Here is a 22,439-nt window from a genome sequence, read left to right on the forward strand (position 1 = left end):
TAAGAACCTGTCTAGTATCTTTTAAGAACTATCTTCAGGAAGGCCAATACAACCATTTGAAGACTGCTGTTAAGGGCACGTTCACAGTTTTTCCAAAGTCGCCGACATTTGTCTAGCCAACTCCATGAACGTTCAACGATCCATCGTTGCGGTAACACCGTGAACATATGCAACTCGTTGCGTTTAGCTACCGTCGTCTTAGCATTCAAAATGAGCTTCACCTGATCCGCAAAGTCATTGCCAGTGTAGCCACCATCAACCATGACATGCTGAACCAGCTCTAAATTTTGGCTAGCCAAACTAAACATAGCCAATGCACCTGAACGATCTGATACATTAGCTCGTGTCACGAGAATGGCTTGTGGTAAACCATTAATATCAACCGCCATATGACGCTTAATCCCTGAAATCTTTTTGCCGCCATCGTAGCCACTATTTTTCGTTAAATCAGTGGTTTTAACACTTTGAGCATCAACAATCACAAACGACGTTCGGGCCGATCGGCCCTGTGCAAAGCGATAGGAAGCAACAGTTTTTTTAAAAGCCTTTCTAATAGCGAATCAGCTGTCGGGTCTGGTTTATCTCGCCACATATCGTAATAGCGGTAGACAGTGTGCCATTCCGGGAAATCGTGCGGTAATTCACGCCATTGACACCCTGTAGTAAGCGAGTAAAGGATGGCATTGAATACGTCATAAAGATCATAACGACGCGGTCTTGTATGCTTGCGGAAGTTTTCTAAATCAGGTTGTATTAACGCAAATTGCGCTCGAGAAATATTGCTTGGATAATCTGGCATGACAAACTCCTCAGTCGGTTTTCCACAATTCTACCAGATTCAGCAGATACTAGACAGGTTCTTAAATAGACTGTGTCCATTAAATCTCTCCATAGAAATAAAATTAAGAGTCTTAAAAAGTAAAAAACTCTTTCTGATTAATCATCGAACTTTTAAAGAAAAATGTCAGGATATTTCTATAGAAAAGAGAAAGAAAATATCAATTAAAATGGTCTTTCTAAAAGATGGATGAACAATGAAGATGGAAAATCTTTTTAAGAGTACATATTCCGATCCCACAAATAATTAACTGAATTTTGACCGCTTTAAAAAATGGCGTATAATTCCGAGATTAAAATAATGATCTTTATTTAGTTAATTCCATCTGCAACCGTAAAACGCACTTGTCTGTGCACTGGTTTTTCAATTTCATCCAAAACTGCTTGCACCATTGTCCCAGAAGATGTTTCTGATTTTCCATTTTCGTTAAACAATAAATCTTCTTTTCCTTTTAAAACAGATTTGGCTTTGCCAGCATGGAATGAAGCAGCCGGGGAAATGCCAACCCAATTGACGTTGTCGACCTCTTTTAAGAAATTAAATTCTTTCAATTGATTTTGGGGGACAGCGATAAAAGATTTGTTTTTTGGATCTTTTTCCATATCTTTAACTAGCAAATGATGGTCAGTTCCGGTGTGAAGACTGCCGGCACCTAGGATAAATACTAGTCTTGGAGTTTCTGTTTCTCTAAAGAAGGAAATTAATTTTGCTGCCAGATCAACATGCAGGTAGGCTTTTTCTGGACGAACAGAAAAGGCGTTTACGATTACGTCGACCGATGATAATTCTTCTTTGCTCAACTGGAAGACATCCTTAACCAATAGTTTGATTCCTGGATTCATTTTTCTTAATTCTTTCAATCTGTCTTCCGAACGAGCGAGGGCAATTACTTTATGTCCTCGGTTACTTGCGGCTTGGACAATTTCCGAACCGGCCATTCCAGTTGCGCCGATGATTAAAATTTTCATCGTATTGATCTCACTTTCTTTTAATTTAAAATTTATTCTTACTTACATTAGTATAGTCGCTTTATTTTTCATCTTTTTTGCTCTGTTTTTAATTAAAAACAGTTCCTAAAAGGAACTGTTAATAATAAATCAAGTTTTAAATTCGATTAAGGTATCGTTTTAAAAACTCTTGGGTTCTTGGATTTTCCGGTTCACCAAAAATCTTTTCGGCGGTCCCTTTTTCGGCAATCACTCCGTTATCCATGAAAACGACATGGTCCGATACATCTCGCGCGAAACCCATTTCATGCGTTACAAGAATCATTGTTAATCCTGTATGAGCCAGATCCTTCATGATATCAAGTATTCCATCAACCATTTCCGGATCCAACGCACTAGTTGGTTCATCGAAAAGAATTAAGTCGGGCGACATTGCCAAAGAACGGGCAATTGCGACTCTTTGTTTTTGACCGCCAGATAATTGTGCTGGTTTTGCTTTAACATATGGGGCCATTCCAACACGCTCAAGTTGTTTTAAGGCCGCTTTTTTTGCCGAATCCCTGTCTTTTTTTAAAACCGTTGTCTGAGCAACAATGCAATTATCTAAAACATTTAGATTATTGAATAAATTGAATTGTTGAAAAACCATCCCAACCTTAGCTCGATACTGAATTCGGTCGAAGTTAGGATCGAGAATATTCTGTTGCTGATAAATTATTTGCCCACTAGTTGGCTCTTCTAAAAGATTCAAACAGCGCAGTAACGTTGATTTACCGGATCCTGAGGAACCGATAATTGTTAAAACTTCGCCATTTTCGATGTCTAGATCTATATCTTTTAAGACCTCGTGTTGACCAAAAGATTTTTTTAAATGATTAATTTTTAGGATATAATCTTTTTTCATTCTTCTTTTTCACTTCCTATTTTTGGTGTGTCAACTTGAAATTCGTTGGTCATTAAATCATAGTTTTTCGGTCCGTCAAGATGTTTTTCAATCATGCGGAAGATTCGTGTAATTGTGAAAGTCAATACTAAATAGATCAGTGAAATTGTGAGATAAGTGTGGAAGAATTGGAAATTTTGCCCGGCAATTGTCGATCCGGTGAAAAATAATTCGGAAACGGAAATTATACTGAGCACAGAAGTGTCTTTGATATTGACGATGAATTCATTTGTTACCGCGGGAATACTATTGCGAACTGCCTGTGGCAAAACAATTTTCTCCATTTGTTGGAAATGGGTCATTCCCAAAGCACTGGCTGCTTCGAACTGCCCTTGATCAATAGAAATTATTCCACCACGGATAATTTCGGCCAGATAGGCACCGGTATTGATTGAAACGATAATCAAAGCGGAAGTCGTTCTATCCAAATTAATATTAAAGGCCTGAGCGGCTCCATAATAAAAGACTGCGGCTTGGACAATCATTGGCGTTCCTCGGAAAATTTCAATATAAACCGATAAAAGCCAATTAACAAAGTTAATCAGATACCGTCTCGGTCTTTTTTTGGCTTTGGGAATCGTTCTAACAATCCCGATTAATAGGCCGATAATAAAGCCGACAACCGTTCCGACGATTGATAGTAGTAGTGTCATTCCAATACCACGAAGCAACATGTTTCCGTATTGTTTCCAAATATTAATAAACCAATTTCCTTGGGTTGTTGCCTGCGGTTGATTCAAAACGGCATCATGCATTAATTTAGTTCGAGTCTTAAGTGAAATACCACTCAAAATTTGATTAATCTTAGTTTCGTTTGGATCATTTTTTCTTAAGCCAATTGCTTCTTGAGATTCAGTTGAATTGAGTTTAAAACCTTTTTTTCCTGATAACTCAACATAAGTTGCGTTTGGATCGGCAACGGCCATGCTCAAACCTTCGGGAAGTTCGGCGACATACCCGTCGATTGTCTTCGATTCCAAGGCAACGCGCATTGAGGCAAAATCCTTCATTGCCGGTTCTTTGATGACACCTTTGATCTGCTTGATCAAACTATATTGGACAGTGCTCAGTTGAGCCGTTAGTTTAGCACCCTTGAAGTCACTTAAAGTTTTAGCTTTAGCGTATTTGCTGTTTTTATTGACAACGATAATCTGTTTGGAATTGTAGTAGGGTTTGGTGAAATCAATTGTTTTTTCTCTTTCAGGCGTAGGGGTCATCCCGGCAATGATTGCATCAATTTTTTTAGAAGTTAAAGCCGGCAAAAGTCCGTCCCACTCGGTTTTGACAACCACAACTCTTTTTCCTAGTTTTTTGGCAATTTTTTTGGCTATTTGAACATCGTAGCCATTTGCATAAAGGTTTGACCCTTGGATTGGGACAGCACCATGCTTTTTATTTTGTTGAGTCCAATTAAACGGTGGGTAGTTTGCCTCCATCCCGACTAAAAAGACTTTATCGTCTTTTTTTGCGGCCGCTGCTTTCTCGGTTGGAAACACCGAAAAAATAAGCAATATGCCAGCCAAAATACTTATTGAAAGCATCAATAGATATTTTCTTAAATGCATCTTTCTCTCCTCCAAATTCAATCCAACCAAATAAAAAACCTCCATTAATCGTTAACAGAGATTAATAGAGGTAAAAAGGCAATTTAAGTAAAGAAGATAAAATTCCCAATTAATAGCACTCCCCGGATTGACCGAGACAGTCCATGCGGTTTTTCCACATGTCCCAACAAAGATTATATGCATTTATAATCTCGTTTCGGCGATAACCCTTAGGACTGCTTCATCGTGAATACACACTCAGCAGTTTTTGTGATGATCGCGCCTCTATTTTATTGCGGTTATTAGATTTCGAAAAAAGTATATTATTCATTCGTTAACAAGTCAAATTCAAACTGAATTTCGAAAGTTGAATACCTATAAAAATTATTTTTTAAACTGACGCATTGCTTCTGCCAAATGCACCATATTTTGAACAATTCGTTGATTTTTGGCTTCGGTTCCTTCTCGATCAGCTAAATCAGCGATCCAACCGTTGATATAGTCGACCTCGGTTTTCCGTCCATTTGAAAAATCCTGATACATGGAAGGGTAGTGCAATGGATTGGCAATTTTTGAAACTTATTCAACTTGTGCTACCATTTCGTCCCGCGATTCAAGTAATTTGTAACCGGCTGCCTCGGCAGCATCATAAGCTTCGTCGATTAATGGACGAGCAATACCTTCCAGGAAATTATCATAAGAAAGCAGTTCTCCCATGCGCGATTGAAACATTGTTACGATTGAATTTTCAACCGAATTGAAGAAGACCTTCGTTAACAAGGTTCCCATAAAATTTTCTGTTATTTTTGGATTCAAATTTGCAGCCTGAAAATCTTTTTTAATTTTTTGAATCGTTTCTGAATCCTTTTCGGTTAAATTGGCGTATACCGATGTTCCGGCACCCTCAGCACCCATGAAATCAACATCTCCATAATCGTTTAGAACAGTTGCGATCATTGCGGTTCCGCCAATGATCCGATCATCGGAAAAATATTGCTGTAGTTTTTCGATATGCCCCATTCCATTCATTGCCGCAAGTGCCGTTTGATGTGTTTTAATTTTCGGAGCTAAGCGCTCGAGTGCATTCTGAAGTTGCATTTGTTTCATAAAGAAAATCCAAACATCGGGATTTCCTTGGTATTCCTCAGGTGAATAAACTCTAGTTTTGACTAAATGGCGGTTTTTGTGATCACGACTCTTCCAAACTTGATCGCCTTGAGCGTGAATTTTTTCAAGGCTGGCTTCTGTCGGTTCAATATAATCAACTTCGACTCCGGCATTGTATTGTAACAAGATACCATAGCGAAGGCCCATCGCTCCTGCACCGACAACTGCGTATTTCATAATTATTAATCTCCTTTAATATAAATTTCACATAGTATACAACTATGGAATATTATTAACAAGGAAATTCTTGAGAATATTTTTTAATAATATAAATTCCAAAATTTTTCATAAATAAGTTGCTTAAATCTTAAAATTTGGTTATTTAACATTTTTCTTGTAAAATAAATACTTTATTAGAAATGTTTTATAAACGTTTATTAAATATGAAAAAAACAAATTATCTTGAAATCTTCTTAAAAGTTGTTCTTTCTTTTATCGGTATTGCAATTCTTTCCGCTGGCGCAAGCTTCTGTCGTATTAGTGGTTTTGGTCTTGACCCATTTACATCGGTAAATTTGGGTATTGCAAATCATCTGGGAATTTCTTTAGGCACTTATCAGCTAACGATTAATTTCGTTATTTTGATTTTTGTCTTTTGGCTCGATAAGGGAAAAATTGGAATTGGAACAGTTTTAAATATGGTTGGCGTCGGATTTTTGATTGATATATTTACAAAACTGTTTATCAATCTCTGGGGAAAAGAAAGCAGCACCTGGATGAGTCTTGGTTATTTGATTATTGGTTTGATCCTCTTCACGCTTGGCAGTTCTTTATATATGTCGACCGATATGGGTGTTGCTCCTTATGACGCAATTGCACCGATTGCTACTAAAATTACTCATTTGAAATATAAAGTCTGTCGTGTAACTCAAGATATTTCTTTTATAATTGTTGGCTTCTTTGTTGGTGGCTCGGTTGGCTTGGCATCGATCATTATTGCATTTTTCACTGGTCCTCTAATTGTTTTTTGGAATCAGAAAATTAGTTTTCCGATTAATCATGCAATTTCGGAATTTGCTCGGCAGCCTTCGGGCAAAATAGTTTCTCATGGTTTCATCAATATTGCTCAGTTCACTTATCGCCTTGTTGCTCGCGGTTATGATCAAACAATTCAAATGCAGCAGCAGCTTTCCAAATACTCGAATGCAGAAATCGAAACTAAAAAGAAAGACGCTCACCATACGATTGAAAATAGTAGGAATCTTTTGTCAAATGCCGAGAAACAATTGAGCATGTTGAAAAAAGAGGAGCTCAAAAGAGGCAAGAGCAATGAACGATAATTTTAAATTGTATTATTGTTCTTTCTTTGGAAATTTTTTGGCGTGAAGCCGGTTATTTGTCTAAAAGTTTGCACAAAGTAGCTTTTGCTGCTGAATGATAAAAATTTAGAAATATCCTCTAGATTTAATATATTTGCCCGCAAAAGCTCTTTTGCTTTGCAAATTTTTTTGTTACGAATGTATTGGTTGATTGTGATCGAATATTTTGCTTCGAAAGCTTTGTTTAAAGTTTGTTTTGGAGTATTTAAAGCAGAAGAAATCCCACTTAAAGTTATTTTTTCACGAATATGATTCTGAATATAGTTGCTGGTTCTTTCCGAGATTGAGGAAACAGCTTTTTTTCGATGGTCCAGGAGCTGATTATAGAAAATCCAAACGATTTCTTGGATTACCTCTGTGAATAACGGCAGCGTCGGCCTGAGCTCGATCGCCTGGATTAGAGAATCTTCCAATTCATAAGCTTCTTTGGCTGGTAGCCCGGACATAACGACTGTTTGCGTTAGTGATGCGATAAAACTGATTAATGTATCTTTTTCGCCACGGATTAAGTTATTGTTTGCAAAGATTTCGCCAATAATTTGAACGTGAGTGAGTCCTCTAAGAGCTTCTTTGACGGACTTTCGATCAAGTTTTGAAATCGAATCCAGGATCAATGATTCGTTTTTAAAAAGTAATTCTGGCGAAATGACCGTCTTTTGGCTTGTTTGCCTGCCTATTGATGAATTTTGTTCAGTATTTTTGAAGGTTATAAAAGAATACGGACAATCCTGACCGGTATATAATTTGTAAACGAATTCACCGGTTTGGCGGACAGAGAGCAGGCTTTCAACTGAACTGAGATTGAAAGCTTTTATTTTTGAATTGTGCTTTATTTCGATGTAAATCAGAATATTTTTTGGGCAGGGAACTATCAAAGCATGTTCTGATTCGTGTTTGATTAGGGTGAAAGTATTCGTTTTCGCAAAAGCGAGTAACTTTATTATTAAAGCACGATTTCCATTGATATTATTTTTATTGACCAGATATAAATGATTGTTTTTCCATATGTAAATCTTTTGATTAATTATTTCTGAGAAAAGCTCCAAGTCTTTTACTTTCATTATCGAACCTCATAGGTTTCATTCTATCGGAGGATGGCCAATATTAAACATGTTCGAAACATGTTCGAAGATAGATAACCTCTTTTAATTTTATAAATTTTATTCTGTATTTTTTATTTTAAAGCTTTAGCATCTTTTAAAGTTTAAAATACTTATATTGAGTAAGTAAGGAGGAATTAATGAATGACCTTTTAAAAGTGATTCACAACCGTGCTTCGATTCGTAAATTTACCGGTGAACATATTCCGGAATCCGATATGGAACAGATTATGTCGGCAGCGCAGTCAGTGCCGAGTATTAATAATTATCAGCCAGTGACCTATGTTGAAATTACGGATCAATCAGTCAAAGATCAGGCCGCCGATTTGGTTAATATGCCCTATGTCGCCAGTTCGGATCGTTTTTTTGTGATTCTTGCCGATTATCATAAATTGCTGGTTGGTTTTGAAGGAAAAGAACGCGAAATAGCCCAAACTAATTTAAGTGCCTATAACATAGCCGAAGGGGCAGCTTTGTCTGCCGGCGTTTCGGCCTATGCGGCTATCATAGCAGCCGAATCTTTAGGCTACGGTGGTGTTACAATGGCCGGACCGGTTAGAGCCTTTCAAATTTATGAAAACTATTTGGATTTACCAGAAATGACTAAAGTTGTTTTCACATTGGCCTTGGGAGTTCCTGACGGACACCCGGGAGTTAAACCAAAACTGCCTTTGTCAACTTTTTGGCAAAAAGATTCTTATGATACGAATGTAATCGATCAAGGGATTGCTGATTATAACAAAACGATGCGTAGTTATTACGAGAGCAGAAATATCGATGAGAATTGGACGGAACATAACAAAAAAGCTTTAACGAAGGCTAAGGATACGACTGCTTTGACCGAATATGCCAAGAGAAAAGGTTTCAATCTAAAATAATTAGATCTTTTTTAAAAATCATCACTTTTGTTTTATGAGTGATGATTTTTATTTTTTATTTTTTTATTTATATTCTTAATAGTAAATATTAAAAACATTTATTTAACAAATTATTATTCCGTGATTAAATAGTATCATTGGGGTTTTGATGAAAATTAAAAAAAATATGATTAAAGGAATTCTTTTAACAACTATAGTGTCCTTTCTGGCAAAAATAGCGGCTGATTATCTGCCAAGTCTTGGCGGTGAAGCGATTGCGATGTTATTGGGGATTCTGATTGGAAACACGGTTTTCAAGGATGAAAAATGGATGCCCGGAATTAAATGGGCCGAAAAGTTCCCGATTGAAATCGGGATTGCTTTAATGGGACTCACGGTAACTTTACGAACCATCTCGTCTCTTAAAATTCAAGGAGTAATCTTCATCCTTTTTCAAATGATGGCTACGATTCTTTTCGTCCTTTGGGTTGGAAGACGTTTTATTAAGGTACCATCCGAATCTGCGATGCTGATGGCTAGTGGAAACGCTGTTTGTGGTTCAAGCGCGATCGCTGCTGTTGCTCCGGCAATCAGGGCAAGCGATGATCAACGCCGAACAGCGGTTGCAACTGTCTCTTTAAGTGGTGTCGTATTACTATTTCTTTTGCCTGTAATTGGTCCAAATATTTTTCATGGTAATAACTTGTTGATCGGTGCTTTAATCGGAGGAACTGTTCAATCAGTTGGCCAGGTGGTCGGAACCGCTTCTTTAGTAAATCAGGCAGTTGTTACCTATGCGACTTTGTTCAAAATGCTGAGAGTTATTCTTTTGTCTGTAGTTGTTTTTGTTTTTGCCCGTTTTGCTGATCGAACAAGGGCCGATGAAATTAAGACCGACAGTAAGAAAGTTGCAGTTCCTTGGTTTGTGATCGTTTTTATAATTTTTGTATTTATTAATTCTTTTTTTAATCTATCAAATACTGTTAACACGGGGGCTAAATCAATTGCTAATTTCTTTGGGATTGTTAATTTAGCCGGAATCGGTTTGAACCTTAAATGGCAAACGGTTAAAAATTCCGGACAAAAGTTTATGATTTACGGATTGGTTACAGTTTGTTTCCAAATTTTGTTTGCAGTTCTGATGATCAACGTTCTATTTGGATAAAATAAAAGAATCGGACAGGCAATGATTAAGTTTCCATTAAAGCAAATAAAGGAATTTCCAATTCCTAATTGTTCATAGAAGCGATAATAATTGTGTTTCTTACATATAATTAGTAAAATATCGACTGCCAAATTATTTTTTGTTCTTTTGAAATAGTCGTAACACTCAAATTGTAATAATTATCTTCATAAATCTCGAATATAATTTAGGTGCATACTTTAGAAAAGAGGCAGTTTATGTCGGAAAAAATATGGTTTGTTACTGGGACCAGTTCTGGCTTCGGTCAGGCATTGGTTAATGAATTAATCGCACAAAAACAAAAGATTGTTGCAACGGCCCGGCATCTTGATCAGATTGTTCACTGGCAAAAAGAATATAAAAATGTTTATACAACCAGTTTGGATGTGACTAATCATGATGATGTTGTTAGAGCAGTCAATGAAGCAATCAAGCATTTTGGAAAGATTGATATTCTAGTTAACAATGCCGGCTGGGGATATTTTGGTTCCGTAGAAGAATCAGATGAATCAACCGTTAGGGAAATGATGGATACAAATTTTTGGGGAGCTGCCGATGTGACACGTACGGTTTTACCATTTTTCCGTAAACAACGTTCTGGTCGGATTATCAATATAACTTCGGTTGGTGGACTAGTCAGCTCCCCGGCTTTTGGTTTTTATAATGCAAGCAAATTTGCCTTAGAAGGCTTGTCTTCTGCCTTGGCCAAAGAAGTCGCTCCTTTGGAGATCTATGTTACAAATATTGAACCCGGTCCTTACAGAACCAAATGGGCTGGCTCTTCACATAAAGCAGCTATTGAAACAATTGACGATTATCAAAAAACGGCTCATGCAAATGCTAATAATACCGAATCAATATCTGGAAAACAGGATGGATCTCCGGAATTAGCTGCCAAAGCCATTTTTAAATTGGCCAATATGACAGAACCACCATTCCATTTCTTAACCGGAATAAATGCTTATCAGCGCGGGACGGCACTTTATCAGGAAACTTTGACCGAATTTAAAAATAACGAAGCCGATAGTACTCATTTAAATTATGGGGATGAGGATTATTGGAAATAGTATTTAAGTTAAACTTTAAATTTACGCTCAATAGATATTGAGCGTTTTTTATTTGGCTGATTTTTTTCGGAACAAAATTATCTGTTAATTTATATTTGTTCTCCAGACTAATTTAATTTTTTTGTGGATTAAGACTGTCGGCCAACTGACGAGCAGCCAAAAGCATGAGATCTTTAATTTTTTCTGGTGCTTCAGGGCTATCTTGTCCCAGCCACAATCTTAGGATATTAGTGAAACCTCCCAACTGAAAAGCCATTACATAAGCAACTTGTTTGGGAGTTCCTTTAACATGCCAAGGAGCAGCAAATTGGTTGTAACGAGGAACTGCTTTTTTTTGCCAAATTTCATTCATATGATCGAAGAGACCCTGTTGAATCAATAAACGAATAATCGATCTTTGCTGCCACCAAAAATTCAAAAATATATCAAAAGTTGTATTAAGCATTGCTTCACCGATTTGTGGTTCCTGTTTCACTAGCTTTTGAAAATATTGATCAAATAATTGGTCGCACAAGTAATTAATAACCGCCTCTTTATTTTTAAAAGAATGATAGAAGGTTTTGCGAGAAAGTTCTGCCTTTTGAGCAATTTCAGTAATTGAAATATCCTGGTAATCTTTTGTCTTCATCAATTCAATTAGTGCTTCGCTTAACCATTGTTTAGATTGTTCAACCATTCGTTGCTTACCATTCATTCCGTTTCTCCCTGAAGATCAGTTACATATCATGGCAATCTGTATCACTTGTCAAGAAATGATTGTCTTTGCGATTAGCTTTGATTATACTAGAAAACGCATCAAAGGGTAACAAATGTATACAAAAGAAACATTTGTTACCGGAAAGAGGGGATTATTAAATGTCGCGTTTTGTTAAAGGCATCAGTTTTATTGGATTAACTATTGCCATGTTTATGGGAACATTGGATAGTACGATTGTTAACATTGCTTTGCCTAAAATTATGACGTATTTCAATGCGAGTCTTACCGATGCTAGCTGGGTGGCAACCATTTACACCTTGGCTTTAGCAGTCTTTATGATTACGGGATCTAAAATTGCTGACCGTTATGGACGCAAAAAAATTATGCTTTTGGGATTAGCATTATTTGGCGGTTTTTCAGCTGCCTGCATGCTGGCTAATTCGTTGACGGAATTGATTGTTTTTCGTTTTTTTCAAGGTTTAGGCGGTGCCATTATTACACCAATCGTTTTGCCAATGGGAATTGAAATTTTCGGCAAAGAAAAAATGTCCAAAGTTGCTAGTGTTGTGGGGGCAGTGACCGCTTTAGCGGCAGCCGGGGGTCCGCCAATCGGTGGAATAATTCTTGAATACGCTTCTTGGCGCTGGGTTTTTGGGATTAATGTGCCCTTAACAATCGTTTCATTCTTCATTGCTGCAGTTTGGATAAAAGAGTCTTATGACGAAACTTTGGCTGGTAAAATCGATTTACCCGGAACGTTACTTTTAACACTGAGTTTAGGCGGTCTGACTTTCGGTTTGCTGGAGGGTCGCCAGTACGGATGGAATTCCGGAATTATCTTAGGATCACTTGTTGTTGGCTTATTAGCTATTATTCTGTTTATTTTTGTGGAAACCAGGGTCAAAAATCCATTATTGGAATTAAAATTATTTCGTGAAAAAACTTTGACAGCTTCTAGTTTTGTTTATTTTTTAACTGGCTTTGCGTTGGTTAGTTCAACTCTTATACTGAATTACTTTTTACAGGATGTTTTGAACTATACAGCTCTGCACGCAGCATTGATCATTGTTCCGGTTTCCTTGACGATTATGGTAGCGATGCCGTTAGGGACTAAATTATTTGATCAGGTTGGGGCTGTGCCTGTCACTTTTATCGGTATATTAACAATGGCTATCAGCTTATTACTCTTATCTTTTATTAAAACAAATACTCCAAAAGATGTGATGGTTGTTTTTTTAATCATCAATGGAATTGGTTTTGGCTTTTCTTCAGTTTCTTTGGTAGCCTCTGTTAAACATCTTCCTAAAAATAAAAGTGGTATTGGATCAGGTATTGTTAATGCTGCTCGTCAGATTGGAACATGCTTAGGAATTGCTATTTTGGTAACAGTACTCAATAACAACGTTAATACTGCTAAACAGAATATCCACCAAAACGCAACTGGGATTATTAATCAAGAAAAATTGTCACCGCGCGTTAAAACTACGGCACGGCAGCAATTTAATAAAGTATTTGCAATTAGTGGCTCGACGAAGTTAACAAGCAAAAACAAAGAGGCGAATTTGAAGCGCGCTCTTAAAAGTGCTGCTAAATCAAAAAAAGATTTGCCCCAACCTAAAAGAGGGACTGATCTTTATCGGGCATATCAAGCTGAAAGCAAGCTAAATTCAGCAAATCAAATGATTGTAAAAAATAATCAAAAAATAGCAACCACTTTGGCTGTCCTTGGTAAAGAAAATGATGCCATGGCGAAAATAGCATCATCTTCCAAACAATTGAGCGAAGGAAATCAAAGGGTTGAGCAAGGACAAAAAAGTTGCTAATTGCTGTTAAACAATTAGCTCAAAAAGATACTTTATTGACGGCTTTGAAAAAGATTAAGCATGAAAAAAATAAGCAGCTTGCTCAAGCCTTCAGCCATACTTATCTTTTAGCTGCTTTGTTGGTTTTATTGTTCTCTCCAATTGCTTTTTTTACTGATTATAAACAGATAAATGATTAATCACGTTCTGTTTAGTTTACGTGAATTTATTTTCATGTTGTTTTGGCTTTTGTTTGCCAGCCTGCCGATCGCTTTAGTCGGTCTGATGATTTCGATGATTTCTAATGAAAATAATCGAGAAGTTTTTTCAAATTTATTAGCTTTTCCCTTGATTATTGTGAGCGGACTGTGGTGGCCGCTTGACCAAATGCCGATCTTTCTGCGCTGGATTGGCCACTTTTCTCCGGTTTATGTGCTTAACATTGGTGGACAAAGGTTGTCTGATGGTGAAAATATAAAAATTATTTGTATAGTTAATTTGTTTATTTGGTTTTTTATTATTAATTGCAAAGGCATCGGTTTCGATAAAGGGAAAGCGCGTTCAACGGTTCACGGGCTAACTGGTATCAAAGAAAGATTAGCTGCTGTAGGTGGAAAATTTAAAATTAAGAGTGGTCGGAACGGAACCGTTGCAACAATTGAATTATTCGACCAGGGAGATTAATAATGCGGGTATTTATAGCAGAAAATCAAACTATGCTGAAAACGGCTCTAACCGGTATTTTGAATCTTGAAGATGATATTGAGGTGATTGACAGCGCCGAAGATGGCCGAACAGCCTTGACGAAAATTCGTAATTTGCAGCCGGATATTGCAATTTTGGATATCTAAATGCCGAAAATGTCCGGACTTGATGTTGCCGAGGAACTTTTTCGGGATAAAAAATCAATAAGTAAGATTGTTATTTTGACGACTTTTGCCAAAGCCGACTACTTTCAACGGGCGGTCAATGCAAAAGTCAGCGGTTATTTGTTAAAGGGATAGTCCAAGTGACGAATTGATATCAGATTTGTATAAAATTATTGCCGGACATTCTATTTATGCGCCGGAACTGGTAACTAGTTTGATTAATTTTAAAAAAAATCCCTTGAGTAAACAAGAAAAAGATATTTTAAGATTAGTTGAAAAAGGGCTTACTACAAAAAAGGTCGCTGGTTAATTATTTTCAAGTGAAGGTACTGTTAGAAATTATATGTCGACAATTTTAGATAAGTTGCATGCAGTTAATCGAATTACTGCAATCCAGATTGCAAAAAAGTACGATTGGATTTAGTCCTACCGAATGCAAAGACAATCTTTTTTAAATATTCCATTGACATTTTTTCTCATTCATGTAGCATAGTTACCAATAACTATTGCATTGAGAAGATAAGTAATCCGTTAATAGTTCTAAGAAAGCCAGCGTTGATGGGAGTTGGCAGCGAAATACGGATGAAAATGGTCTTTGAGCAACGAGGGTGTGAGTGGTTTACCGCAAGCATTTTCCGGGTGCGCCCGTTATCGCGTCAGACTATAATCTGAGGATCATTTTCCAATATGACGTAGTCGTTAAGTACATTAAAGGTGACTTTTTTGTAAAAAGCGAGTGGCAACACGAATTATCGTCCCGCAATCAGTCTATTCTGGTTGCGGGATTTTTTATTTGGAGGGGGAAAAATGACTTTAGTAAAAAATAAAATTGGTTTTCAACATGTTGGTTCTTTTTTAAGGCCTCAAGCAATTAAGGTTGCTAAGAAAAAATTTGCTGATGGCGAAATATCGTATGTGATTTGCACGCTGTCGAGGACAGTGAAATAAAGAAACTGGTTCAAAAAGAGGCACAAGCAGGTCTTGATTATGTTACTGATGGGGAACTGCGGCGCAGTTATTGGCATTTAGATTTTTTCTGGGGCTTTGGTGGAGTTAAGCACGTCCATTACGGAGAAGGATACCTGTTTGCACACGAGGAAACGCGCGACGATACAGCGATTTTAAATGGAAAACTTTCATTTGATGCCACTAAACATCCGTTTATCAATGACTTTAAGTTTTTAAAAGAAACTGCTGAAGAGAATGGCGCGCAGGCTAAAGTCACAATTCCTGCTCCGGCACAATTTTATGCGGAGTTGGTTCGTGGGTCCAATTCAAAAACTATTCGTGATTTTTACGGTACCGATGAAGAATTGTTTTCCGACATTATCAAGGTTTATCATCAGGCGATTTTGGCTTTCTACCAAGCCGGTGCTCGTTTGCTTCAAATCGATGACTGTACTTGGGGGATGCTTGTTGATAAAAAGTTCTGGCAGACAATGGTCGGTGCTGGTTTCGATCCAGAAAAGTTAAAAGATATTTATTTGGATTTGAATAATGGAGCTATTGCCGATTTACCATCCGATTTGACAGTTAATACTCATATTTGCCGTGGCAACTACCACTCGGATTGGGCAGCGCAGGGTGGCTATGATTCGGTGGCCGATAAGTTGTTTGGCAAAGAAAATGTTTCAACCTATTTTTTGGAATACGATTCTGAACGGGCTGGGGGCTTTGAACCGCTGGCGAAGGTTTCTGGAGATAAGAACGTTGTACTTGGATTAATTACAAGCAAATCACCGATCTTAGAAGATCGCCAGTTGATTATCAACCGTATCCATCAAGCCGAGAAGTACTTGCCGCTTGATCGTTTATGGCTTTCGACCCAATGTGGTTTTGCATCAACTGAAGAAGGAAATAAGTTGACCGAAGCCGATGAATGGAAAAAATTGGCACTGGTTAAATCAATCATCGAGGAAGTTTGGGGATAGAAGTTGGCACATATCGATACAATTTTGGCTCAAGGCGGAAACGGCAGCGACGATCAAAAAACCGGAGCCGTAGTCGCACCGATCTACTTTTCAACTGCTTTTCGCCATCCTGGTTTAGGCGAATCGACTGGTTTTGATTATGCCCGTTTGCAAACACCGACATGGCAAATTTTGGAAAAACAGTTGGCGGAAATCGAATACGGCGATAATGCTTTTGCTGTTTCATCGGGAATGGCAGCTATCGATTTGCTGTTTTCGACTTTTTTGAAAAAAGGCGACAACTTCATCACTTCCGATGATTTATACGGTGGATCTTTTAGATATTTTGATGATTTGGTCGAAAAAAACGGCATTGATTATTCTCTTTGGGACGGTACTGATTTTAGTTATTTAAAGCAGAAAATCAGCCCTAAAACTCGTTTGATATGGCTTGAAACACCCAGCAATCCGACGATGAAGATTATTGATATTAAAAAAGTTGCTGATTTTGTTCATAAAATAGATTCAAAGATACTGGTCGCTGTTGATAACACTTTTCTCAGTCCAATTCTTCAAAATCCGATTAAATTAGGGGCTGATTTGGTTGTTCACTCTGCAACCAAGTATCTTGGCGGCCACAATGATATTTTGGCTGGAGTCGTTGTTAGTTCTCGTTCAGAACTGTCGAAAAGTCTTCAAGAAAATTTAATCACGAGAGGACAGGTTCTCGATCCTTTTTCCTGTTGGCTTTTGTTAAGATCGTTGAAAACACTGTCTTTACGGGTTTAAAGGCACAGCAGCTCAGCTCAATATATTGCAAAAGTATTAACGAAAATCAATGGAGTTGATAAAATTCTTTATCCCGGGCTTGGCGGAATGATTAGTTTCTATTTAAGCGATGGCTATGATACCGATAAATTCTTACAGGGTCTTAAATTGTTTTCTTTTGCTGAAAGTCTGGGAGGTGCGGAGAGTTTGATAACGATCCCAAGCATTCAAACTCATCACGACATGAGCCAGCAGCGTCGCAACGAATTGGGAATTACCGATAATCTTGTTCGCGTAAGTGTTGGCTTAGAAGACAAAGATGACTTATTAGACGATTTAAAACAAGTGATCAAAGGAGCCAAATGACAGAATCCGATTGGACAAAATTAATTAAATCAACTACTAAAATTGGTCCATTAAGCGGAGCGGTCAATACGCCGATTCAGTTTTCCAGTACTTTTCATCAATCGAATTTTGATCAGTTTGGCGAATCCGATTATGCACGTTCCGGTAATCCAACAAGAAAAGTTGCCGAATATGCCATTGCTGAATTAGAAAACGGTGAACGCGGATTTCTTTTTTCAACCGGGATGGCCGCCATCAGTTCAGTTTTATTGACTTTTGGACAAGGAGACCATTTGTTGGTCAGTAAAGAAGTTTATGGCGGAACCTACCGCTTGTTGAACGATATTCTGCCGCGTTTTGGAATAAACCATAGTTTTGTTGATTTTTCGGATTTGTCAGCGATTGAAAACTCAATCAAAAAAGAAACCAAGGCCGTTTATATCGAAACACCAAGTAATCCGACTTTGGCAGTTTCGGATATTAAAAAAATTAGTCGGCTTGCTCATCAAAATCATTTGATCGTGATTGCTGATAATACTTTTATGTCGCCATTTTTGCAAAAACCTTTGGAACTGGGAGCAGATATCGTTGTTCATTCAGCAACCAAGTTTTTGGCTGGTCATTCCGACTTAACAGCTGGGGGGGTTGTAACGAAAACTAAAGAGTTGGGTGATCAGGTTTACTTTGTTCAAAATGCGATTGGAGCGACATTGGGAGTTACAGATGCGTGGCTGCTTTTACGATCGATTAAAACTTTAGGAGTTCGAATTCAAAGAGAAGCAGCCAGCGCCCAGGCAATTGCCGAATGGTTTGAGAAATCAGGGAAAAAAGTCTTTTATCCAGGTTTGCCGAGTAATCCTGGATACGAAATCCACAAATCGCAGGCAAAATCCGGTGGTGCAGTCTTATCGGTTGATTTAGGCTCAAAGGAGGCTGCCAGGAAATTTGTTGAAAAAATCAAGATTCCTGTATTTTCGGTCAGTTTAGGTGGAGTGGAAACAATTGTCAGTTATCCGCCGAAAATGAGTCATGCTGAATTATCGGCCGATGATCTGGCTGCCGATGGTATCACACCAGGTCTTTTGAGAATTTCAGTCGGCCTGGAAAATGCCGACGATTTAATTGATGATTTTAATCAAGCATTGGAGGATTAAAATGATGGTTGGTGTTCGTAGCGGTTTTTTAAAAACAGATCATATCGCTTCAGAGGCAAAAGAAATTTTGATTTTGAATTTAATGCCTGATCGGCGACACGTCGAAAAGAATTTTTTTGATTTGTTTAATTCAACCAAAAGAAAACTCAATCTGACTTTTATTGTCCCGGCTACTCATAAGATAAAACATGACTCCCTGGCGGTTAGACAAGTTTATAAAACTTTTGCCGATATTAAAGACAATTATTACGATGCTTTATTGGTGACCGGTGCTCCATTGGAATTTATCGATTTTTCTCAAATAGATTATTTTCCGGAATTTTTGGAAATTCTGAAATGGCGCAAAAAACATGTCGCTTTTTCGACTTTCGAGTGCTGGTCGGCGATGGCTCTTTCAAGAATAGAATATCATCTGGATTACAGTCTCGAAAGAAAAAAGGTTTCTGGTATTTACGAAACGCCTGTATATAGTCTTCTAAAAGGCACCAAGACGATTCAAGTTCCCCAATCCCGCTATTTTAAAATTAACGGTCTTGCTAAGAGCTGGCAGGTAATTACTAATGACAAAGACGGTTCGTTAATTTCTTTTGATCGAACAAATCGAACTTTTATAATTACCGGTCATCCGGAATACGATCGAGAAACACTGGCTAATGAATATACTCGTGATTTAAAAAGAGGTCTGTCGATCGATGAACCACGTAATTATTTCGATAAAAACAAAATTCCTCAAAAAACCTGGTCAAGAAATTCTACGCTTTTATATTCGACTTGGCTTGATCTTGCGGAAAACTGCAAATTGAGACAATTTTAAAATAGTTGCATAATACAAATACTGACAAACTTGCCTATTTCAGTGAAAAATCGTAAAATTGAACAGTATTTTTATTATTTGAAGGAGTATAAAATGTCAGGTCATAGTAAATGGCACAACATCCAAGGCCGCAAGAATGCTCAGGATGCTAAGCGTGGAAAAATTTTCCAAAAAATAAGTCACGATTTGTATGTTGCAGCTAAGGCTGGCGGTGCTGATCCATCTGCTAATGCCAGTCTTCGTTTGGTTATGGACAAGGCCAAAGCCGCCAACATGCCAAAGGATAACGTTCAACGTGCTTTGGATAAAGCAACGGGTGCCGGCGATGTTAAGTTCGAAGAAGCAACTTATGAAGGTTACGCTCCTGGTGGCATAGCTGTTTTAGTCGAAACGTCGACCGATAATATTAATCGGACTGTTTCCAATGTAAGAAATTCTTTTAATCATCATGGTGGTTCATTGGGAACAAGCGGATCGGTTAGTTTTCAATTCGATCGCCGGGGCCATTTTGTGATTGACCGTCAATCACACCCGGATATTACTGAGGATCAAGTAATGGAGGATGCAATTGAAGCTGGAGCTGAAGATGTGCAGACTTCCGACGACGCATTTGAGATTTTTAGTCAACCGGCAGACTTCGCTGCGGTTGAGGGTGCTTTGACTGATAAAGGATATGACTTAGCTGAGTCGGAAATTACAATGATTCCTCAAAACCCGGTTGAAGTCCCTGAAGCTGATCAGGAAAAATTTGAGAAATTAATCGACGAGCTGGAAGATAACGATGATGTTTTAGCTGTCTATACCACTGCTGATTAATAATTTAAAGTATCTGTATACCAATTGCAGATACTTTTTTGTTATTCTTTGTTATCTTTTAACAATTTGCTAAAATTGTACACATGAAATCAGATATTGAAATTGATCATAGTATCAAAGCGCTTCCGATTACAGAAATTGGCAAGCAGATTGGTTTATCGGATTCTCAACTGATACCTTATGGGCATGATAAGGCAAAAATTGATGCGTACAGCATTGCAAATATGCCCCGGCAGGGTAAATTGGTTCTTGTCACGTCAATTAATCCAACTCCCGCCGGCGAAGGAAAAACAACTGTCACAATCGGTCTGGTCGATGCGATTAATCGTTTGGGAAAATCTGCGATTGGTGCTCTTCGGGAACCTTCGATGGGGCCGGTTTTTGGTCTCAAAGGCGGTGCGACCGGCGGCGGTTATGCCCAGGTTATTCCAATGGAAGATATTAATTTGCATTTTACCGGCGATATACATGCTGTCTCGGCAGCTCATAATCTGCTTGCAGCTGTGATCGATAATCATTTACATCAGGGGAATGAATTAAAAATCGATCCTGAAAATATTTATTGGCGCCGGGTACTCGATATGAATGATCGCGCTCTTCGCCAAATTACCCTTGGAAAAGGTCGAGTTAATGGTCCGGAACGAAATTCCGGCTTTGATATTACTGCCAGTTCTGAAATTATGGCTGTTTTGACTCTTTCAAAGAATCTTTTTGATTTGAAAAAACGTTTGAGCCGAATCGTAGTAGCCTTGGATGTCCAGGGAAAGCCGGTTACAGTTGCAGATCTAAAAGTGGCTGGCGCGTTAACTGCGATCCTAAAGGATGCGATTAACCCGAATCTGGTTCAATCGCTAGAACATTCTCCTTTTATTATTCATGGCGGACCTTTTGCGAACATTGCCCAAGGAACTAATTCAGTTGTTGCAACGGATGCTGCTCTCAAGCTGGCTGATTTTGCCGTGACGGAAGCAGGTTTTGGTTCAGACCTTGGCGGGGAAAAGTTCATGGATGTTAAAGTTCCTGTTTTGGGTAAAGAACCTGATGCTGTCGTAATTGTTGCCACCGTTAAGGCTCTGAAGTTTCATGGTGGGGTGGCGCTCGATCATTTGTCGGATAAGAATGTCGATGCTGTTAGAAACGGATTGGATAATTTGAATAGGCATTTAGAAGCGATGACACATTACGGCAAACCGGTTGTTGTTGCTTTGAACAAATTCCTTGATGACGATATGGAAGAAATTCAGCTGATCAAGAATTTCGTTGAAGGTGAAAAGAAACTACAATTTGAGATTGTCACTAGTTTTGTTGATGGGTTTGAAGGGTCTTTGGATTTAGCCAAAAAGGTTATTGAAGCGACCGACAATCAACGATTCTTTATGCCACTTTATCAGGCCGATGATTCCATTGAAAATAAAATTCAAACAATTGTCGAAAAGATATATGGCGGCAAGGATTTCGAATTATCTGATCGTGCTAAAAAAGACTTAGCCGAAGTCAAAGAAAACGGCTGGGGCAAGTTACCTGTTGTGATCGCCAAAACGCCCAACAGCCTGACCGATGATAGCAAGATTCATGGCGCACCGACTGGCTTCACGATCCATATTCGCCGCTTTATTCCGAAAATCGGCGCTGGTTTTATTGTTGCGATGGCAGGCAAAGTTTTGATGATGCCTGGTTTAGGAAAAAATCCAGCTGCCGAAAAAATTGATGTAGATGAGAACGGCAAGATTAGTGGGTTAAGTTAATATTTGTAGGCTGCAACTAATTTAAGAGTAAAAAAACGATCAATTAAGATCGTTTTTTTATAATCACTTTTGCTTTGGCGCCGCAACAACTTGACGACCCTTGTAAAGTCCTTTTGGTGAAACATGATGTGCTACCGTGTATTCACCAGTCGTCTTATCAAGAACGATATTTGGAACTTCCAAAGCGATATGTCCGCGGCGGTTGCGCTTATGTGACTTTGAATTTTTATTTGATATAACAGCCATGAAGTGCTCCTTTATTTAATAACTATATAAGTTTCCCAAAAATACCCTTGAAAGTCAAGCGAAAGCTTAAATAAACTGTCATTTAACAAGTTTTATTCTTATGATACACTTAATCTATCATCCGTAATAGAGGTGCAAATGACATCATTAGTTTATTAGATAGTCCCTGCTAGGATCTAATAAATGAAAGGGGATTTTGCCGAAATCGATTGTATGAGCAGATACTTATCGATTGAGTCGTGGTTTAATAAATCACGGATTGTCACAGAGATGTGGAGTGCTAGGACGGACAAACGAGTAAGCGTAAG

18 protein-coding genes, 4 pseudogenes and 2 riboswitches are annotated in these 22,439 nt (G+C 38.1%); of the genes and pseudogenes, 14 read left to right on the forward strand and 8 right to left on the reverse strand.

The genetic code is table 11. The features are described 5' to 3' along the window. Positions 1-11 precede the first annotated feature (11 nt). From A3G9_RS1000000109955 to A3G9_RS0107175, 5 genes and pseudogenes are all read right to left on the reverse strand, one after another. A protein-coding gene (locus tag A3G9_RS1000000109955; protein WP_094515910.1) for an IS5 family transposase occupies positions 12-799 on the reverse strand; the annotation gives its coding sequence in 2 pieces (ribosomal slippage) (positions 12-532 and positions 532-799; 789 coding nt in all). A 350-nt stretch (positions 800-1,149) separates the two neighbouring features. After that, positions 1,150-1,815 carry an NAD(P)-dependent oxidoreductase gene (locus A3G9_RS0107155; RefSeq protein WP_256207103.1) on the reverse strand — a complete coding sequence of 222 codons (666 nt, stop codon included), beginning with the start codon at positions 1,813-1,815 and terminating at the stop codon, positions 1,150-1,152. Between the two features lie 127 nt (positions 1,816-1,942). After that, positions 1,943-2,689 (reverse strand): amino acid ABC transporter ATP-binding protein, encoded by a 747-nt coding sequence (locus tag A3G9_RS0107160; protein ID WP_002818620.1) that lies wholly within the window; start codon positions 2,687-2,689, stop codon positions 1,943-1,945. Beyond that, entirely contained in the window at positions 2,686-4,293 is a 1,608-nt protein-coding gene (locus A3G9_RS0107165) for an ABC transporter substrate-binding protein/permease (protein WP_002820607.1), read from the reverse strand. The genes A3G9_RS0107160 and A3G9_RS0107165 overlap by 4 nt, the downstream gene beginning before the upstream one ends. A 105-nt stretch (positions 4,294-4,398) precedes the next feature. Further along, positions 4,399-4,568, reverse strand: a riboswitch (Lysine riboswitch). A gap of 88 nt (positions 4,569-4,656) precedes the next feature. After that, a pseudogene (locus tag A3G9_RS0107175) lies at positions 4,657-5,616 on the reverse strand (ketopantoate reductase family protein). Positions 5,617-5,822: 206 nt separating this feature from the next. Here A3G9_RS0107175 and A3G9_RS0107180 point away from each other — a divergent pair. After that, positions 5,823-6,719: a YczE/YyaS/YitT family protein gene (locus A3G9_RS0107180; RefSeq protein ID WP_071444257.1), complete on the forward strand. Its 897-nt coding sequence runs from the start codon at positions 5,823-5,825 to the stop codon at positions 6,717-6,719. A gap of 2 nt (positions 6,720-6,721) precedes the next feature. Here A3G9_RS0107180 and A3G9_RS0107185 read toward each other — a convergent pair whose 3' ends face one another. Continuing rightward, entirely contained in the window at positions 6,722-7,819 is a 1,098-nt protein-coding gene (locus tag A3G9_RS0107185) for a helix-turn-helix domain-containing protein (RefSeq protein ID WP_002817371.1), read from the reverse strand. 179 nt (positions 7,820-7,998) lie between these two features. Here A3G9_RS0107185 and A3G9_RS0107190 point away from each other — a divergent pair, with 179 nt between their 5' ends. The 3 genes from A3G9_RS0107190 (at position 7,999) to A3G9_RS0107200 (ending at position 10,965) form a co-directional block, all read left to right on the forward strand. Further along, complete coding sequence (locus A3G9_RS0107190) at positions 7,999-8,736, forward strand: nitroreductase family protein (protein WP_002817368.1); 738 nt, start codon at positions 7,999-8,001, stop codon at positions 8,734-8,736. Between the two features lie 148 nt (positions 8,737-8,884). Next, positions 8,885-9,880 carry a YeiH family protein gene (locus tag A3G9_RS0107195; RefSeq protein WP_002818628.1) on the forward strand — a complete coding sequence of 332 codons (996 nt, stop codon included), beginning with the start codon at positions 8,885-8,887 and terminating at the stop codon, positions 9,878-9,880. Positions 9,881-10,116: 236 nt separating this feature from the next. Beyond that, on the forward strand, positions 10,117-10,965 hold the full coding sequence (locus A3G9_RS0107200; protein ID WP_002818630.1) for an oxidoreductase: 849 nt from the start codon (positions 10,117-10,119) through the stop codon (positions 10,963-10,965). Positions 10,966-11,077: 112 nt separating this feature from the next. Here the strand turns inward: A3G9_RS0107200 and A3G9_RS0107205 are convergent, their stop codons facing one another. Beyond that, on the reverse strand, positions 11,078-11,659 hold the full coding sequence (locus A3G9_RS0107205) for a TetR/AcrR family transcriptional regulator (RefSeq protein WP_002818632.1): 582 nt from the start codon (positions 11,657-11,659) through the stop codon (positions 11,078-11,080). 161 nt (positions 11,660-11,820) lie between these two features. Here A3G9_RS0107205 and A3G9_RS01000000109560 point away from each other — a divergent pair, with 161 nt between their 5' ends. The 10 genes and pseudogenes from A3G9_RS01000000109560 to A3G9_RS0107270 all read left to right on the forward strand — a co-directional run bounded on the left by A3G9_RS01000000109560 (position 11,821) and on the right by A3G9_RS0107270 (position 21,885). Next, positions 11,821-13,485, forward strand: a complete 1,665-nt coding sequence (locus A3G9_RS01000000109560) for an MFS transporter (RefSeq protein WP_002821462.1) — start codon at positions 11,821-11,823, stop codon at positions 13,483-13,485. Continuing rightward, positions 13,479-13,664, forward strand: coding sequence for a hypothetical protein (locus tag A3G9_RS1000000110510; RefSeq protein ID WP_002818635.1), 186 nt, complete (start codon positions 13,479-13,481; stop codon positions 13,662-13,664). The genes A3G9_RS01000000109560 and A3G9_RS1000000110510 overlap by 7 nt, the downstream gene beginning before the upstream one ends. Continuing rightward, the gene (locus A3G9_RS0107215) at positions 13,657-14,148 is read left to right on the forward strand and encodes an ABC transporter permease (RefSeq protein WP_002817363.1); all 492 of its coding nucleotides are present in this window, start codon (positions 13,657-13,659) and stop codon (positions 14,146-14,148) included. The genes A3G9_RS1000000110510 and A3G9_RS0107215 overlap by 8 nt, the downstream gene beginning before the upstream one ends. Beyond that, a pseudogene (locus tag A3G9_RS1000000109975) lies at positions 14,148-14,757 on the forward strand (response regulator transcription factor). The gene A3G9_RS0107215 and the pseudogene A3G9_RS1000000109975 overlap by 1 nt, the downstream one beginning before the upstream one ends. A gap of 383 nt (positions 14,758-15,140) precedes the next feature. Next, a pseudogene (locus tag A3G9_RS01000000109565) lies at positions 15,141-16,264 on the forward strand (5-methyltetrahydropteroyltriglutamate--homocysteine S-methyltransferase). 3 nt (positions 16,265-16,267) lie between these two features. After that, positions 16,268-17,377 (forward strand): annotated as a pseudogene (locus tag A3G9_RS01000000109570) (trans-sulfuration enzyme family protein). Beyond that, positions 17,374-18,510, forward strand: coding sequence for a trans-sulfuration enzyme family protein (locus A3G9_RS0107255; protein ID WP_002818646.1), 1,137 nt, complete (start codon positions 17,374-17,376; stop codon positions 18,508-18,510). Before A3G9_RS01000000109570 ends, A3G9_RS0107255 begins: the two are co-directional and overlap by 4 nt. A gap of 1 nt (position 18,511) precedes the next feature. Next, entirely contained in the window at positions 18,512-19,324 is an 813-nt protein-coding gene (locus tag A3G9_RS0107260) for a homoserine O-succinyltransferase (RefSeq protein WP_002818647.1), read from the forward strand. A 93-nt stretch (positions 19,325-19,417) separates the two neighbouring features. Further along, a complete protein-coding gene (locus tag A3G9_RS0107265; protein WP_002818648.1) occupies positions 19,418-20,140 on the forward strand; it encodes a YebC/PmpR family DNA-binding transcriptional regulator in 723 nt (240 codons plus the stop codon). An 83-nt stretch (positions 20,141-20,223) separates the two neighbouring features. Further along, positions 20,224-21,885, forward strand: a complete 1,662-nt coding sequence (locus A3G9_RS0107270) for a formate--tetrahydrofolate ligase (protein WP_002817357.1) — start codon at positions 20,224-20,226, stop codon at positions 21,883-21,885. A gap of 63 nt (positions 21,886-21,948) precedes the next feature. On the opposite strand, the gene rpmF is transcribed toward A3G9_RS0107270, so the two are convergent. Further along, on the reverse strand, positions 21,949-22,131 hold the full coding sequence (rpmF, locus tag A3G9_RS0107275) for a 50S ribosomal protein L32 (RefSeq protein ID WP_002817356.1): 183 nt from the start codon (positions 22,129-22,131) through the stop codon (positions 21,949-21,951). Between the two features lie 119 nt (positions 22,132-22,250). Next, a riboswitch (Lysine riboswitch) is annotated at positions 22,251-22,422 on the forward strand. Positions 22,423-22,439: the final 17 nt, after the last annotated feature.

Source organism: Oenococcus oeni DSM 20252 = AWRIB129 (genome assembly GCF_000372485.1).
GTDB classification, from domain to species: Bacteria; Bacillota; Bacilli; order Lactobacillales; family Lactobacillaceae; genus Oenococcus; species Oenococcus oeni.

Bases quoted from the DNA above. Each gene is read 5' to 3' on its own strand.
- A3G9_RS0107185 (WP_002817371.1), bottom strand. From the start codon at position 7,819: ATGAAAGTAAAAGACTTGGAGCTTTTCTCAGAAATAATTAATCAAAAG.
- A3G9_RS0107205 (WP_002818632.1), bottom strand. From the start codon at position 11,659: ATGAATGGTAAGCAACGAATGGTTGAACAATCTAAACAATGGTTAAGC.
- A3G9_RS0107190 (WP_002817368.1), top strand. From the start codon at position 7,999: ATGAATGACCTTTTAAAAGTGATTCACAACCGTGCTTCGATTCGTAAA.
- rpmF (WP_002817356.1), bottom strand. From the start codon at position 22,131: ATGGCTGTTATATCAAATAAAAATTCAAAGTCACATAAGCGCAACCGC.
- A3G9_RS0107180 (WP_071444257.1), top strand. From the start codon at position 5,823: ATGAAAAAAACAAATTATCTTGAAATCTTCTTAAAAGTTGTTCTTTCT.
- A3G9_RS0107255 (WP_002818646.1), top strand. From the start codon at position 17,374: ATGACAGAATCCGATTGGACAAAATTAATTAAATCAACTACTAAAATT.
- A3G9_RS0107270 (WP_002817357.1), top strand. From the start codon at position 20,224: ATGAAATCAGATATTGAAATTGATCATAGTATCAAAGCGCTTCCGATT.
- A3G9_RS0107195 (WP_002818628.1), top strand. From the start codon at position 8,885: ATGAAAATTAAAAAAAATATGATTAAAGGAATTCTTTTAACAACTATA.
- A3G9_RS0107160 (WP_002818620.1), bottom strand. From the start codon at position 2,689: ATGAAAAAAGATTATATCCTAAAAATTAATCATTTAAAAAAATCTTTT.
- A3G9_RS0107165 (WP_002820607.1), bottom strand. From the start codon at position 4,293: ATGCATTTAAGAAAATATCTATTGATGCTTTCAATAAGTATTTTGGCT.
- A3G9_RS0107200 (WP_002818630.1), top strand. From the start codon at position 10,117: ATGTCGGAAAAAATATGGTTTGTTACTGGGACCAGTTCTGGCTTCGGT.
- A3G9_RS0107265 (WP_002818648.1), top strand. From the start codon at position 19,418: ATGTCAGGTCATAGTAAATGGCACAACATCCAAGGCCGCAAGAATGCT.
- A3G9_RS01000000109560 (WP_002821462.1), top strand. From the start codon at position 11,821: ATGTCGCGTTTTGTTAAAGGCATCAGTTTTATTGGATTAACTATTGCC.
- A3G9_RS0107260 (WP_002818647.1), top strand. From the start codon at position 18,512: ATGATGGTTGGTGTTCGTAGCGGTTTTTTAAAAACAGATCATATCGCT.
- A3G9_RS0107215 (WP_002817363.1), top strand. From the start codon at position 13,657: ATGATTAATCACGTTCTGTTTAGTTTACGTGAATTTATTTTCATGTTG.